The organism is Kribbella sp. NPDC020701, assembly GCF_055562215.1.
The window spans coordinates 328426-341469 of record NZ_JBVHFT010000009.1 but is presented as its reverse complement, the minus strand read 5'-3'; the positions used below and the strand labels follow the sequence as shown (position 1 = coordinate 341469).

15 protein-coding genes are annotated in these 13044 nt (G+C 69.2%); 13 read left to right on the top strand and 2 right to left on the bottom strand.

The annotated features are described in order from the left end of the window. Positions 1–47 precede the first annotated feature (47 nt). From ACZ3HV_RS23405 to ACZ3HV_RS23395, 3 genes are read left to right on the top strand one after another with little or no spacing between them, the layout of a single operon-like run. Positions 48–710 (top strand): VC0807 family protein, encoded by a 663-nt coding sequence (locus ACZ3HV_RS23405; RefSeq protein ID WP_465687094.1) that lies wholly within the window; start codon positions 48–50, stop codon positions 708–710. A 10-nt stretch (positions 711–720) separates the two neighbouring features. Next, the gene (locus tag ACZ3HV_RS23400) at positions 721–2088 is read left to right on the top strand and encodes a replication-associated recombination protein A (RefSeq protein WP_465687093.1); all 1368 of its coding nucleotides are present in this window, start codon (positions 721–723) and stop codon (positions 2086–2088) included. After that, positions 2085–2393: a nuclear transport factor 2 family protein gene (locus ACZ3HV_RS23395; protein WP_465687092.1), complete on the top strand. Its 309-nt coding sequence runs from the start codon at positions 2085–2087 to the stop codon at positions 2391–2393. The genes ACZ3HV_RS23400 and ACZ3HV_RS23395 overlap by 4 nt, the downstream gene beginning before the upstream one ends. Positions 2394–2451: 58 nt before the next feature. Here the strand turns inward: ACZ3HV_RS23395 and ACZ3HV_RS23390 are convergent, their stop codons facing one another. Next, entirely contained in the window at positions 2452–3078 is a 627-nt protein-coding gene (locus tag ACZ3HV_RS23390; protein ID WP_465687091.1) for a hypothetical protein, read from the bottom strand. A 157-nt stretch (positions 3079–3235) separates the two neighbouring features. Between ACZ3HV_RS23390 and ACZ3HV_RS23385 the strand changes: the two genes are divergently transcribed. From ACZ3HV_RS23385 to ACZ3HV_RS23345, 9 genes are read left to right on the top strand one after another with little or no spacing between them, the layout of a single operon-like run. Next, positions 3236–3646, top strand: coding sequence for a DUF948 domain-containing protein (locus tag ACZ3HV_RS23385; RefSeq protein WP_465687090.1), 411 nt, complete (start codon positions 3236–3238; stop codon positions 3644–3646). Next, positions 3643–3879 (top strand): DUF6167 family protein, encoded by a 237-nt coding sequence (locus tag ACZ3HV_RS23380; protein WP_360375218.1) that lies wholly within the window; start codon positions 3643–3645, stop codon positions 3877–3879. The genes ACZ3HV_RS23385 and ACZ3HV_RS23380 overlap by 4 nt, the downstream gene beginning before the upstream one ends. 5 nt (positions 3880–3884) lie before the next feature. Beyond that, positions 3885–6554, top strand: coding sequence for an alanine--tRNA ligase (gene alaS, locus ACZ3HV_RS23375; RefSeq protein ID WP_465687089.1), 2670 nt, complete (start codon positions 3885–3887; stop codon positions 6552–6554). Between the two features lie 10 nt (positions 6555–6564). After that, positions 6565–7023 carry a Holliday junction resolvase RuvX gene (ruvX, locus tag ACZ3HV_RS23370; RefSeq protein ID WP_465687088.1) on the top strand — a complete coding sequence of 153 codons (459 nt, stop codon included), beginning with the start codon at positions 6565–6567 and terminating at the stop codon, positions 7021–7023. Continuing rightward, positions 7020–8216 (top strand): endolytic transglycosylase MltG, encoded by a 1197-nt coding sequence (gene mltG, locus ACZ3HV_RS23365; RefSeq protein WP_465687087.1) that lies wholly within the window; start codon positions 7020–7022, stop codon positions 8214–8216. The genes ruvX and mltG overlap by 4 nt, the downstream gene beginning before the upstream one ends. 1 nt (position 8217) lies before the next feature. Continuing rightward, entirely contained in the window at positions 8218–9051 is an 834-nt protein-coding gene (locus ACZ3HV_RS23360; RefSeq protein WP_465687086.1) for a shikimate dehydrogenase, read from the top strand. After that, positions 9038–10510 carry an FAD-binding oxidoreductase gene (locus ACZ3HV_RS23355; RefSeq protein WP_465687085.1) on the top strand — a complete coding sequence of 491 codons (1473 nt, stop codon included), beginning with the start codon at positions 9038–9040 and terminating at the stop codon, positions 10508–10510. The genes ACZ3HV_RS23360 and ACZ3HV_RS23355 overlap by 14 nt, the downstream gene beginning before the upstream one ends. A gap of 30 nt (positions 10511–10540) precedes the next feature. After that, positions 10541–11587 (top strand): DUF2330 domain-containing protein, encoded by a 1047-nt coding sequence (locus ACZ3HV_RS23350; RefSeq protein WP_465687084.1) that lies wholly within the window; start codon positions 10541–10543, stop codon positions 11585–11587. 31 nt (positions 11588–11618) lie between these two features. Continuing rightward, positions 11619–12326 (top strand): prepilin peptidase, encoded by a 708-nt coding sequence (locus tag ACZ3HV_RS23345; protein WP_465687083.1) that lies wholly within the window; start codon positions 11619–11621, stop codon positions 12324–12326. 3 nt (positions 12327–12329) lie between these two features. On the opposite strand, the gene ACZ3HV_RS23340 is transcribed toward ACZ3HV_RS23345, so the two are convergent. Then, complete coding sequence (locus ACZ3HV_RS23340) at positions 12330–12704, bottom strand: ADP-ribosylglycohydrolase family protein (protein ID WP_465687082.1); 375 nt, start codon at positions 12702–12704, stop codon at positions 12330–12332. 121 nt (positions 12705–12825) lie between these two features. Between ACZ3HV_RS23340 and ACZ3HV_RS23335 the strand changes: the two genes are divergently transcribed. Continuing rightward, entirely contained in the window at positions 12826–13029 is a 204-nt protein-coding gene (locus ACZ3HV_RS23335; protein WP_465687081.1) for a hypothetical protein, read from the top strand. Positions 13030–13044: the final 15 nt, after the last annotated feature.

Genomic DNA, 13044 nt, shown 5'->3' with positions numbered 1-13044 from the left:
CCGTCCGCCGGAAGCCGCCCACCAGCAGCTCGGGCGAGGCTCTCGGCATGACCCGCGACCGCCTGCGTTTCCTCGTCTTCGACATCGCGACACCGCTCGCGCTGTACTACGGCCTGCGCGCCCTCGGCGCGAGCAACGTGACCGCTCTCCTGGTCGGCACCGTTCCTGGCCTGATCAGTGCGGCGGTCTCGATCGCGCGCCGCAGCCGTACCGACCTCCTGGGTGTGGCGGTGATCGTCAGCATGCTGGGCAGCGCGGTGGTGGCGGTCCTGGGTGGGGACGCCCGGGTGCTGCTGGTCCGCAACGCCTGGATCAGCCTCCCGTTCGCGGGGATCACGCTGTGGTCCCTGCGGCATCCGCAACCGCTCTGCTACACCTTCACCCGCGCGATCATGCCGAGGCGGGCCGCCGTGATGGACCGGCTGTGGGACGAGGATCCGCGCTTCCGGCAGGCCTGGCGAAGCATCACCGTCATCTGGGGGATCACATCGGTGCTCGACGCCGTGATCCGGGTCGTCGCGGCGTACACGCTGCCGATTCCCGTCGTACCCGCCGTAGATCCGGTGATCACGGTCGCCACGATCGTCGCGCTGCAGATCCCGACCATCGTGCTGCTCCGGCGCAGCGGGACCTGGCACGAAGTCTTCGCCCCGCGTCGCCGTGTGGCTTCCCTGACCGCGGACGATCCGGGTGTCGGTGGCGCTGGATAGGCTGCGGGGTGTGAGTGAGGGTCTGTTCGACATTCCGGGAGCTCCTGCGCCTGCTCGGGGGGGCGGGAGCCTGGCGGACATGGACCACACGGCTGCTCCGCTGGCCGTGCGGATGCGGCCGCGGAGTCTGGACGAGCTGGTCGGGCAGCAGCATCTGCTGGCTCCGGGATCGCCGCTGCGACGGTTGGTCGAGGGTGACCAGCCGATGTCGCTGCTGCTCTGGGGTCCTCCCGGGACGGGCAAGACGACGATTGCGGCTGTCGTCTCACACCAGACCAATCGGAAGTTCGTGGAGCTGTCGGCCGTCACCGCGGGCGTGAAGGACGTCCGGCAGGTGATCGACGGCGCCCGCCGGGATCTGTCGCGGGGTACGGGCGTCGTCGAGACCGTGCTGTTCATCGACGAGGTCCACCGGTTCACGAAGGCTCAGCAGGACGCGTTGCTGCCGGGTGTGGAGAACCGGTGGGTGACGCTGGTCGCGGCGACCACCGAGAACCCGTTCTTCTCCGTCATCTCCCCGCTGCTCTCGCGCAGTCTGCTGCTCACGCTGGAGTCGCTCACCGACGACGATATCTCCACCCTCCTCGACCGGGCGTTGACCGACGAGCGCGGTCTGAACGGGGAGTTCGAGCTGGCGGAGGACGCGCGGGCGCACCTGCTGCGGATGGCCGGGGGAGACGCCCGCCGCGCGCTGACCTACCTGGAGGCGGCGGCCGGGGGAGCGCGGGCGCAGTCCGCCGAGTCCATCGACCTGAAGACCCTGGAAACGGCCGTCGACCGGGCTGCGGTGGTGTACGACCGGGCCGGCGACCAGCACTACGACGTCGCGTCGGCACTCATCAAATCCATCCGGGGCTCGGATGTGGACGCCGCCATGCACTACCTGGCGCGGATGATCGAGGCCGGCGAGGACCCGCGGTTCATCGCGCGGCGGCTGGTGATCTCGGCCAGCGAGGACATCGGCATGGGCGATCCGACCGCGCTCGGTGTCGCGGTGGCCGCGGCCGAGGCGGTGCAGTTGATCGGCATGCCGGAGGCGCGGATCAACCTCGCGCAGGCGGTCGTCGCACTCGCCCTGGCGCCGAAGTCCAACGCCGTCATCATGGCCGTCGATGCCGCCATCGCGGATGTGAAGGCCGGCAAGGTCGGCCCGGTGCCGCCGCACCTGCGGGACGCGCACTACGCCGGAGCCAAGAAGATCGGCCACGGTTCGTCGTACCAGTACTCCCACAACGACCCGCGCGGCATCGTCCCGCAGCAGTACGCACCGGACGTGATCGACGGCACCGACTACTACAAACCCACCCGCCGCGGCGGCGAAGCGGCCTACGCCGACCGCGTCGCCAACATCCGCAAGATCCTCAGGGACCGGGAATGAGCCGGACCACCGACCACGTCGACGCCTTCAACCACGCCGTCACCACGGGTGACTGGGACATCTTCTCCGAGCGCTTCGCCGCGGACGCCCGGATGAGTTTCGTCGGCGTCCCAGCAGGTCCGTTCGAGGGCCGTACGGCGATCGCTCAGGCGTACCGCGACAACCCGCCGACCGAGACCATGACCCTCCTCGAGGCAGACGACCGTACGGCGACGTTCCGCTGGTCCGGCGGCGGCACCGGCACCATGGAGCTGTCCTGGGCCCCTGACGGCGCTGTCCAGGGACTGAGGGTGGCGTTTGAGTGAAGCGTTCGACTGGGTAAGCTGCCTTTCGGCCTGGGGGTGAAAGGTTCGAAGTGAGGTTTTACAACCTAGGTCGACATCTCCGGAAGTCCGGCCCGCGGCACAGCCGTGGGCGCCTGCCCGTCCTGAAGGTGAGTGCGGTCGCGGCGGTCGCCGTCACGGCGGCGGGATCCCTGTTCTTCGTCCCGTTCGGGGCACACGACTCGGCGAGCACGCAACCACCGCAGAGCACCGACTCCTTCGGGAGTACGACGTCGCGGGAGCCGAAGGTCGAGCGGACGTCGGGTGTGACGCGGTCGGGGCAGCGGCCCGGGGTTCCTGCCCGGAACCTCTCGACGCCGCGCGCCACGTGGTTCCCGACGACGCAGCCTTCGGCAACGCCGAACTCGCCGACGCCGCCGTGGTCGGTCCCGTCGTCCACAGCAGGGCAGCCGTCGTCGGCACCGAGCAGCACCACGACGAAGCCGGGCAGCACCACGACAAAGCCGAGCACCAGCACAGCTAAGCCGTCACCGAGTACGACCAAGCCGTCACCCATTACGACCAAGCCGTCACCCAGTACGACCGTGCCGTCACCGATCCCGACCACGCCCACAACACCACAGCCTTCCCCGAGTCCGACCGAGTCGGCCACGGTGGAGCCGTTGCCGACCCCGACCGGGTCCGGTACGCCGGATCCCTCGACCACCCCGGTGGAACCCAGCGCGACGGAGTCGTCACCGGCCGGATGACCGGGTTTGGTGGGCGACTGTGATGTGAGGGATGGTGTCCTGGAGCGAACTGCGTAGGAGCGCGCGATAAGGTCGGGCGGTCCACGAGGTCGCAACGGGAAGGTGGCTCGTTTCATGAGCGTCGGTGAAGTCGCGGGGCTGATAGCGGCCTGCGCGCTGCTCATCCTGGTGGGCCTGCTGGCCTACCCGATCCTGAAGCTGGGCAAGGTCTTCGACGAGACCCGGATCCTGGTGAAGGGTGTCTCCGACGAGACCGTCCCGCTGCTCGGCGAGGTGACCACCACCGTGTCGACCACCAACGCCCAGCTGGCCAAGGTGGACACCATCACCGACAACGCGACCACCGTGACCACCAACGCGGCCGCGCTGATGTCGCTGTTCTCGGCCACCGCCGGCGGCCCGCTGGTGAAGGCGGCCGCGTTCTCGTACGGCGTCCGCCGGGCGCTCGGTGACCAGCAGCGCAAGGACGTCAGTCGTCGCGTGAAGGAAGAGATGAAGGCCGAGCGGAAGGCACGGAAGCGGTGAAGCGGATCTTCTGGCTGATCATCGGGATCGCCGTCGGCGTGTACGCCGTCACCCGGCTGAAGAAGCGTGTCCAGGTGCTCGCTCCGGACAGCATGCAGGAGTCCGCGGCCAAGCTGGCCGCCGCGGTCCGGCACTTCGGCGACCAGGTCCGCGAGGGCATGGCCGAGCGGGAGACCGAACTGCGCGACGCACTGGGCATCGACACCACAAACGACCGTGAGGACTACCGGTAACACCCATGGAAACCAGTGAGATCAGGCGGCGGTTCCTGCAGTACTTCGAGGACCGGGGCCACACCGTGGTGCCGAGCGCACCCTTGCCGTCGCCGGACCCGAACCTGCTGTTCAACGTCGCCGGCATGGCCCAGTTCGTGCCGTACTTCGTCGGCCAGCAGACGCCGCCGTACGCGCGCGCGACGAGCGTGCAGAAGTGTGTCCGGACCCTCGACATCGAGGAGGTCGGCAAGACCACCCGGCACGGCACGTTCTTCCAGATGAACGGCAACTTCTCCTTCGGCGACTACTTCAAGGAGAAGGCGATCGAGTACGCCTGGGACCTGGTCACCCGGTCCCAGAACGACGGTGGTTACGGCTTCGACGAGTCGGTGCTGTACGCGTCGGTGTACTACGACGACGACGAGGCGATCGAGCTGTGGAAGCGGATCGCCGGCCTGCCCGACGACCGGATCGTCCGGCTCGGGATGAAGGACAACTTCTGGTCGATGGGCATCCCGGGTCCGTGCGGCCCGTGCTCGGAGATCCTGATCGACCGCGGCCCGGAGTTCGGCGCGGACCGGGACTGGGAGGCGGGCGACCGCTACCTGGAGTTCTGGAACCTGGTCTTCATGCAGAACATCCGCGGTGAGGGTGGCGGCAAGGACGGCTACGAGATCCTCGGCGAGCTGCCGAAGAAGAACATCGACACCGGTCTCGGCCTGGAGCGGGTCGCGTACCTGCTGCAGGGCGTCGACAACATGTACGAGATCGACGAGATCTACCCGGTGATCGAGCGGGCCTCGGAGCTGAGCGGCCGCAAGTACGGCGTCGAGCATGTCGACGACGTGCGGTTCCGGGTGGTGGCCGACCACGTCCGCAGCGCGATGATGCTGATCGGCGACGGCGTCACCCCGGGCAACGAGCAGGGCGGCTACGTGCTGCGCCGGCTGCTCCGCCGGGCGATCCGCTCGATGCGCCTGCTCGGCTACGAGGACCCGAGCCTGGTCGAGCTGCTGCCGGTCAGCCTCGAGCAGATGAAGAAGTCCTACCCGGAGCTGGACCCCGACTTCGGCCGGATCAGCCAGGTCGCGTACGCCGAGGAGGAGGCCTTCCGGCGTACCCTCACGGCCGGTACGACGATCTTCGACGTCGCCGTCCGCGACACCAAGGCGAGCGGTGCGCACCAGCTCGAGGGCACGAAGGCGTTCCAGCTGCACGACACCTACGGCTTCCCGATCGACCTCACCATCGAGATGGCCGCCGAGCAGGGCCTGAACGTCGACACCGAGGGCTTCCGGTCGCTGATGAAGGAACAGCGCGAGCGGGCCAAGGCCGACGCCCGGGCGAAGAAGGCCGGTCACGCGGACACCTCGGGCTACCGGGAGCTGCGCGAGAAGGGCGTCACCGACTTCACCGGGTACTCCGAGCTCGCCACCGACTCGCAGGTCCGCGGCCTGCTCAAGGACGGCGTGGTCACATCGGCCGCCGAGCAGGGCGAGACCGTCGAGGTCGTGCTGGAGAAGACTCCGTTCTACGCCGAGTCCGGTGGCCAGATCGCCGACGAGGGCCTGATCGTCGCCGACGGCGTCCGGCTGAAGGTGCTCGACGTCCAGCGGCCGGTCAAGGGCCTGATCGTGCACCGGGTCGAGGTGCTCGAGGGTCTCCTCCGACCGGGCCTGGACGTGCACGCCGAGGTCGACCACGAGTGGCGGGTCTCGGCCTGCCAGGCGCACTCGGGTACGCACGTCGTCCACGCGGCACTGCGTCAGGTGCTCGGCCCGAACGCGCTGCAGAGCGGTTCGTACAACAAGCCCGGTTACCTGCGGCTCGACTTCGCCTGGTCGTCGGCGCTGGACCAGGCGACCCGGTCCGAGATCGAAGAGGTCGCGAACCTCGCGGTCCGGCAGGACCTGCCGGTGTCGGCGCAGTACATGTCGCTGCCGGAGGCCAGGGACTGGGGCGCGCTGGCGCTGTTCGGCGAAACGTACGACGAGCAGGTCCGCGTGGTCGAGATCGGCGGACCGTGGTCGCGTGAGCTCTGCGGTGGCACGCACGTGAAGCACTCGTCGCAGGTCGGCGCGCTGACGGTCACCGGCGAGTCGTCGGTCGGTGCGGGCGTACGCCGGATCGAGGCGTTCGTCGGCCTGGAAGCGCTGCGCTACCTCGGCCGCGAGCGTGCTCTCGTCCGGCTGCTCAGCGAGAACCTGAAGACCCGGCCCGAAGAGCTGCCCGCGAAGGTCGCCGACCTGACCGAGCGGCTGCGCGCGGCCGAGAAGGAGCTCGAGAAGGTGCGGGCCTCCCAGGTCCTCGCGGCCGGGGCGGAGCTCGCGAGCAACGCGAAGGACGTCTTCGGCGTCCAGTACGTCGGTCACCGCGCGCCCGACGGCGTGAACGGCGGGGACCTGCGCAAGCTGGCCCTGGACGTGCGCGGCCGGATGCCGGCCGACAAGCCGGCCGTGGTCGCCGTACTGAGCGTCAACGACGGCAAGCCCGGTATGGTGATCGCGCTCAACGACACCGCGCGCGAGTGGCGGCTGAAGGCCGGTGACCTGGTTCGGGTCGCGGCCGAGAAGCTGGGCGGCCGTGGCGGTGGCAAGGACGACGTGGCCCAGGGTGGCGGTACCGACCCGAGTGGCTCCGACGAGGCGCTGGCGGCGGTGGAGCACACCGTCGGCAAGCTCGTCACCGGCTGATGAGACCCTGATGAGACGCGGCGTGCGGATCGCGCTGGACATCGGCGACGCCCGGATCGGCGTCGCCAGCAGCGATCCGAACGGAATCCTGGCCACCCCGGTGGAGACGGTCCGCCGGGGGCCCGGTGATCTGGATAGGATCGCCGCACTCGCCACCGAACTGGAGGCGTTCGAGATCGTGGTCGGGCTGCCCCGCTCCCTGTCCGGGGGCGAGGGACCGGCCGCGGTGAAGATCCGGGAGACGGCGGAGCTGGTGCGAGCGAAGGTGCAGGCGGGCAACGCGGAGACAGCGGTGCGGCTGGTGGACGAGCGGTTCACCACGGTCACCGCTGAACGCATGCTGCGGGAACGGGGAAAGAAGGGTTCCAAGCGGCGCGCGGTGGTCGACCAGGCCGCGGCGGTCGTGATTCTGCAACACGCGCTCGACCTCGAGCGCGAGTCCGGCAACCCACCCGGGAGGCCCCTGTGAACGGACCATCGGTGGACGAAGAGCTCAACGAGAGCGAGGACCTGGGGTCCGGGCTCGGGTTGCGCTCCGAGAGCAGGGTGGAGCGCCGGGCGAGCCGGCGCAAGGCCCGGGGCCGCCGCGCGTTCGGCTGCTTCGCCGGGGTGATCTCGCTGCTGGTCGTCGGCTCGCTGGTGGCCGGCGCCGTGATCGGTTTCGGCAAGGGCAAGGACGCGATCGAGCAGATGTTCGCCGCGCCGGACTACTCCGGCACCGGCAGCAAGGAAACGGTGGTCGTCGAGATCGCCAAGGGCCAGGCGGCCGCCTCGATCGCGGACACGCTGGAGAAGAAGGGCGTGGTGAAGAGCGCCCGCGCGTTCGAGCGGGTGGCCAAGGCCGACTCGCGGTCGCTCCAGATCCAGGCCGGCACCTACACGCTGCACAAGGAGATGTCCGCCAAGGCCGCGCTCGACCTGATGCTGGACACCGCCAAGTCGATCCTGGTCACGCGGATCAGTTTCCGGTCCGGCCAGACCAAGGCCGAGGTCAGCGAAACCCTGCAGAAGTCGAAGCTGAAGCTGCCGGCCGGCGCCGCCGCGGGCGCGCTGGCGAAACCCGCTGCGCTCGGGTTGCCGGCGTACGCGCACAACAACCCCGAGGGCTTCCTCTACCCTGGCACGTACGACGTGCCGAAGGGTGCGACGGCGTACACGATCCTGAAGCTGATGACGGCGCAGTACGCGAAGAACGCGGCCGAGCTGAACCTGGTCAACACAGCGAAGGCCAAGAAGCTCGACCCGTACCAGGCGGTGATCGTGGCCAGCATCATCGGCGCCGAGACCAACCGGCCACAGGACTACGCCAAGGTGTCCCGGGTGATCTACAACCGGCTGCGGGTCGGGATGAGGCTGCAGATGGATTCGACCATCCACTATGTCGTCGGTAAGGACGGCGGGGTGTTCACGACACCCGAGCAGCGCGACATGGACTCGGCGTACAACACCTACAAGAACAAGGGCCTGCCGCCGACGCCGATCAACTCGCCGACCAAGGACACGCTGCGCGCGGCGATCAACCCGGCCCAGGGCTCGTGGCTCTACTTCACGCTGATCAACCTCGACACCGGTGAGACCGCGTTCGCGAGTACGGCGGAAGAGCACCTGGCGAACGTGAAGAAGCTGCAGACCTGGTGCTCGGCGCACAAGGGCAGGTGCTGAATTGGCTGTATTGACCCGGTGTGCTGTGCTCGGTTCGCCGATCGCGCACTCGCTGTCGCCGGCCATGCACCGGGCCGCGTACGCCGCTCTCGGGCTGGACTGGCGGTACGACGCCTTCGAGGTCGAAGAGGACGAACTCCGCGGATTCGTGGCGTCCCTCGGCGACGACGTTCGTGGGCTGTCGCTGACGATGCCGTTGAAGCGGGTGGCGCTCGACCTGGTCGACACCGTTGACCCGGTCGCCGAGCTGATCGGTGCGGCGAACACGATGCTGTTCGAGCCGGACGGATCGCGGTCGGCGCACAACACCGACGTACCGGGGCTGGTGAACGCGTTCGCCGAGCAGGGCATCACCGCGGCCGACACGGCCGTCGTCGTGGGCGGCGGAGCGACTGCCGCCTCGACGCTGGCGGCGTTGCGCGGGCTGAAGGTCAGCGAGGTGACGATCGTCGTCCGGGACGTCGCGAAGGCCGAGCGGCTGCTGGATCTGGCGGCCGCGCTCGACCTGCGGACCTCGGTCGCGGACTTCTCCCAGGTCGAGCAGATCGGCGGGTTCGATCTGTGCATCTCGACCCTTCCCGGTGGTGCGGTCGACCCCTGGGCCGAGCACTTCGCCGGCGTCGCGCCGGTAGTGTTCGACGTGGCGTACCACCCGTGGCCGACCCGGCTCGCGATCGCGGCGCACCGGATCGGTACAGAGCTGTTGAACGGCCTTGATCTCCTCGTGCACCAGGCGACCCTGCAGGTGGAGATGATGACCGGTAGGTCGCCGGCTCCTCTGGCGGCCATGAGGGCCGCTGCACGTGAGGAGTTGGGGGATCGTGAGTCTGTATGACCGCCGCACGGTACTGAAAGCAGGCGGCACCCTCACCGCCGCCGCGTTGACCAGTTGCTCGGACGCGAAGAAGGCCAGTGCCGGCGGCACCTCGAACAATCTGACCGCGGCCGCACCGAACTGGAACAGCTTCGCCGGCTCGCTGAAGGGCCGGCTCTATCTGGCCGCGTCCCCGGGGTACGCGTCGTCGCACCTGCTCTTCAATCCACGCTGGGACAGCGTGCTGCCGACCGCCGTGGTGAAGGCCGCGAATGCGACGGATGTGCAGAAGGCGATCAACCTCGCCCGCGCGAACAAGCTGGTGCTGGTGCCCAAGAGCGGCGGGCACTCGTACGTCGGCGCGTCGACCATCAGCAAGGGGATGCAGCTCGACGTCGGCGCGATCCGCGGGATGAGTTACGCGAACGGCGTCGTCACGATCGGCTCCGGAGCGCCCTTGTACGACGTGCACGCGTTCCTGGACAAGTACGGGCGCTCCCTGCCGACGGGGACCTGCCCGACCGTCGGAGTCGCCGGGCTGACGCTCGGCGGCGGCATGGGTATTCACACCCGCGCCTTCGGCCTGACCTGCGACCGGGTGCTGTCGATGGGCGTGATCACCGCGGACGGTACGGCGCGCAACGTCAGCGCGACCGTGGACCCGGACCTGTTCTGGGCGCTGCGGGGCAGCGGCGGCGGAAACCTCGGCGTGGTGACCTCGTTCCGGATCTCCACCATCCCGGCGACCAAGCTCGGGTTCTTCCGGCTGACCTGGACCGAGTCGCAGGCGGCGGCCGTCGTCCGTGGCTGGCAGAGGTTCGCCCAGTCCGCGCCGATCACCTCGTGGGGCAACCTGCACATCGATGCCCAGAGCAACGGCACGCTGGCGATCCACGTGCTCGGCATCTCCACCACCGGCAACGCGTCCGCCGCGGCCGCGCAACTGGAGTCGTTCGTCGGCATCAAGGCGTCGTCGCGATCGATCACGGTGAAGACGCACATGCAGGCGGTGACGTACCTCGGTGGCGGGACGACCAGCCCACGGACCGGGTTCCTCGCGGGTTCCGACGTACTCGAGGGGCCGATGAACGCGGCCTCGATCACCGCGCTGCTCGGCGCGGTGAAGGCGGCGGCGCGGGCGAAGACGCCGGCCTCGGCGATCCTCGACCCGCTCGGCGGGCAGGCGGCCAAGCAGCCGGCCGGCGGCGCGTCCTGGCCGTGGCGGACGGCGCTCGGCGTGGTCCAGTGGTACTCCGGCACGCCCGCGCATCCCACGTCCGCGCAGCTCAAGGTCGCGCAGACCTTCATCACCAACGGGCATCGCGCGGTCCGCGCGTACTCGGCCGGCGGCTACGTCAACTACGTGGAGACCGGTCGCTCGGTCAGCACGTACTACGGCGCGAGCCTGACGCGGCTGCAGGCGGTCAAGAAGAAGTACGACCCGGCGAACTTCTTCCACACTGCCTACACAGTGGGATAACTAGCACCCTTGCGTAGCTAGTCTTCCGCCGTGAAGCTTTGGCGGGTCGTCGCAGGGGTGCTGGCCGTCGGATTCGTCGCGGCCGGCGTGACGCCCGCGTGGGCGTGTGCGTGCGGCGGTTACCTGCCCGACGCGGAGTCGCGCGCCCGCGCGTACGGCGAGAACGCGCTGGTCGAGCACGACGCGGGGACCGAGAAGATCACGCTCTCGATGGCGATCAACGGATCGTCGAAGAAGGCGGCCTGGATCATGCCGGTGCCCGCCGCGGCCAAGGTGGAGCTCGGTGAGACCGGGCTGTTCTACCGGCTGGACATGCTGACGCGGCCGAAGACCGTGATCCGCAAGACCTACTGGCCGTTTCGGGACCTCGGCATCCTGGGGAGTCGCGGTGACTATGCCGGCGCGGCTCCCGGTGCCGGCTCCGGCGTGAATGTGCGGCAGCAGATGGTGCTCGGGCCGTTCCAGGTCGCGCGGATCGGCGGGTCGAGCGGTTCCGCGGTGACGGACTGGCTGCGCACGAACGGGTACGTCGTACCGGCCACGCTGGCGGCGAACCTCACGCCGTACCTGACGGAGAAGTGGGAGATCGTCGCGGTGAAGCTCGCGCCGCGGCAGGACGGCGAGAGCCTGAGTGGAGCGACGCCGCCACTGCGGCTGACGTTCGCATCGGACCGGATCGTGTACCCGATGCGGTTGAGCAAGGGCGCGACCACCACGCAGACCGTGACGGTGTACGTCGCCTCCGCGCATCGGGTCGACGCCACCAAACTGCCGGACGCGGACGTCAAGCCGGAGTTGCTGTACGCCGGCCGGGTCGAGGACGACTCCTTGACGAGGCCTGCCGATTATCTGACCGCGTACACGGTCACCTATCGCGACCCGAGCCGGATCACCGACGACTTCACCTTCGCGCCGGCGGCGACCGACGACGAGTTCCAGCGGATCAACTACGTCACCAAGAACGACGGATTCTGGAGCACGATCGGTGTGCTCGTCGGTGTCATGTTGCTGCTCGGTGTGGGTGCGGCGGTGATTGCCCGGGTGCTCGTCCGGCGGTCGTCCACAGGGCGCGCGTAGGCAGTCCGGGAATCGTCTAGGCTCCTGGATCGTGCCGGCTGACAACGCGTTGCTCGCCGCAGGGATCGGCGTGGTCCTCTGCGGGCCGGCGGCGTACGTCCTCGGGCCCTGGCTGATGCGGAACATCCCCGAGCCGGTGCTGGAAGAGGGCGAGACGAAGGTCCCGTACGCCGCGCTGGCCGGTCGGCGAGCGGCGTACTGGTGTGGCGGTCTGGCGGCGGTGGCCGGGGGACTGCTGGGCTGGCTGCTCGGGATCTCCGCTGTGTTGCCGGCGTGGTTGTTGTTGACCGTGGCCGGGGCGGTGCTCGGGTACATCGACGCACGGACGCGGTATCTGCCGTCGGTGATCATCTGGCCGTCGTACCTGGTCGTTGGGCTGGCGTTGCTCGGCGCGGCCTTGGTGTCGGGGGAGTGGGGATCGTTGCGGCGGGCGGTGATCGCGGGTGCGATCGGGTTCGCGGTGTTCTACGTGCTCTGGTTCGCGTTTCCTCGCGGCGTCGGGTTCGGTGACGTCCGGCTGTCCGGGTTGCTCGGGCTCGCACTCGGCTGGCTGGGCTGGGGGCAGTTCGCCAGCGGCCTGTACGGGGGCTTCTTCCTTGGCGCCCTGGTCGGCATCGCGCTCATCGTCGGCAAAGTGATGACCCGAAAGCAGATGGTCCCGTTCGGCCCGTTCATGCTGGTTGGCGCGCTGGCAGGGGTGCTGCTGGGCGCTCCATTGGAGCGGCTTTATACCGGATAGTCATCACCAGCCGGGGTAGCGGGTGGTCCAGGTGGTGTGTGGGCCGTAGTCGCCACTCGGGCCGCTCAGGGTCTGGGTGTCCAGCCAGCGGTCGTACGCGTGCTGTACGACCGCCACCGTGAAGCCGAGGCCGCGATCGGTCCGGACACTGGCCCGGATCAGGCCCTCCATCGTGAACAACGTCATCTGCGTGTCGTCGGTGATCGTCCCCGGCGGCCAAGCCCCAGAGCTGAAGTCGCGGACCCCGTCGGGGTGGTCGGCCACGATCGACCGGCCGTCCTGGAACTCCACCGGTCCGCCCAGCGCGTCCCCGATCGCCCCGCCCAGCAGGCACCCGCGCACCCGCGCCCGCCACGTCTCCTCCGCCACCCGAGTCATGCCAGAACCCTATCCAGGGTGGTGTCAGCGCTACCCCCAAGACGGGTTCCAGAGCCAGTTCGCCGGCGGCTCCCGGCTTCTACGGTCGTTGGTAGCAGGCAACCGACTCGTCAAGGAGGGCATGATGACCCCCGCATTCCGTCGTACCGCCGGGCGCCTGGCCGCGGCGGCCCTCGCCACCACTGCGCTCACCGGCGCCGCGATCGCCGGCGGTCAAGCAGCCAGTGCCTCGACCTCCTGCGACGATTCACCGATCGTGAAAACCTTCAACGCCGTCCTCACCCTCCGCGGCGGCCCGAGCCAGGACACCGAGACCTGCCGCTGACGTGAGACCGGCGTC

What these genes read in the sequence shown, in the direction of transcription:
- ACZ3HV_RS23405 (WP_465687094.1), top strand. Translation starts at nt 48, where the DNA reads ATGACCCGCGACCGCCTGCGTTTCCTCGTCTTCGACATCGCGACACCG.
- ACZ3HV_RS23395 (WP_465687092.1), top strand. Translation starts at nt 2,085, where the DNA reads ATGAGCCGGACCACCGACCACGTCGACGCCTTCAACCACGCCGTCACC.
- ACZ3HV_RS23385 (WP_465687090.1), top strand. Translation starts at nt 3,236, where the DNA reads ATGAGCGTCGGTGAAGTCGCGGGGCTGATAGCGGCCTGCGCGCTGCTC.
- alaS (WP_465687089.1), top strand. Translation starts at nt 3,885, where the DNA reads ATGGAAACCAGTGAGATCAGGCGGCGGTTCCTGCAGTACTTCGAGGAC.
- ruvX (WP_465687088.1), top strand. Translation starts at nt 6,565, where the DNA reads ATGAGACGCGGCGTGCGGATCGCGCTGGACATCGGCGACGCCCGGATC.
- ACZ3HV_RS23340 (WP_465687082.1), bottom strand. Translation starts at nt 12,704, where the DNA reads ATGACTCGGGTGGCGGAGGAGACGTGGCGGGCGCGGGTGCGCGGGTGC.
- ACZ3HV_RS23335 (WP_465687081.1), top strand. Translation starts at nt 12,826, where the DNA reads ATGATGACCCCCGCATTCCGTCGTACCGCCGGGCGCCTGGCCGCGGCG.